This is a genomic window from Acinetobacter sp. CFCC 10889 (genome assembly GCF_003268395.1).
Classification (GTDB): domain Bacteria; phylum Pseudomonadota; class Gammaproteobacteria; order Pseudomonadales; family Moraxellaceae; genus Acinetobacter.
The window spans coordinates 1-928 of sequence record NZ_LQXQ01000160.1; the positions used below are offsets into that span (position 1 = coordinate 1).

Consider the following 928-nt stretch of genomic DNA (forward strand, 5'->3'; position numbering starts at 1 on the left):
ATACAGCCTTTGCTTCCAGAGAAATATCAAATTTCTCCTGTCTGTGAAACTATTGTCCATGCACTTCAATTAGATACTTCTTACCATAAGCATAGCTCAGATCATTCTACGCATAATCACTCTCATCAAGAGCTGGATTTAGCTAATCATGATACTGAAAAGCTTAATCATGCAAATCTTGAACAAAAAACTTCATCTAGCCATCATCACGATGCAAATCATCAATGTCAGTACTGTGTTGTTTACGCACATGTCGTTCCACTACCAGACATGGGTGTTAAAGAAGTAGTCGTGAGAATTCAAGTTCGGTTATTAGCTTTTAAAGAAGCTTTCTTTCATATCTTCTTTCTTTTAAAGCAATTATTTCTGATCCCTCAAGGTCGAGCACCTCCTCTCTCTTTTGCTGTCTAAATTTATTGGCAATTCCTTATTGTTTTGAAATTTAATTAGTTGAAGAGACTAATCGCTATGTTATTACTTTTAAAAAATGCACGTATCTGTGTAGGCACACTCATATCAGAGCATATGCAATCTAGAGCATGCTTCGGATGTGGAGAGTTGCTATGACCTTAGGTTTTACGGCACTTGAGTTAGCACGTATTCAGTTTGCATTCACGGTGTCATTTCATATTATTTTCCCTGCGATTTCTATTGGGCTTGCAAGCTTTCTTGCAGTTTTAGAATGGCGATGGCTTAGAACAAACGACTCTATTTATCATGATTTATTCAAATTCTGGGTGAAAGTATTTGCATTATCATTCGGTATGGGTGTCGTTTCTGGTGTCGTGATGAGTTATCAGTTTGGTACAAACTGGAGTGAATTTTCTCGATTTGCAGGAGGCGTTACAGGCCCCTTACTGAGCTACGAAGTTCTAAGTGCTTTCTTCTTAGAAGCAGGATTTTTAGGCATTATGCTTTTTGGATGGGG

Annotated in this window: 2 protein-coding genes; both read left to right on the top strand. The window is 37.8% G+C overall.

Going from position 1 to position 928, the window contains the following annotated elements; genetic code table 11:
- Positions 1–411 (top strand): DUF2946 domain-containing protein (locus AVJ19_RS21155; protein ID WP_111861434.1); only part of this gene is annotated, 411 nt, incomplete at its 5' end.
- A gap of 152 nt (positions 412–563) precedes the next feature.
- The coding region (locus AVJ19_RS21160) for a cytochrome ubiquinol oxidase subunit I (protein WP_162626691.1) at positions 564–928 on the top strand (365 nt) is incomplete at its 3' end.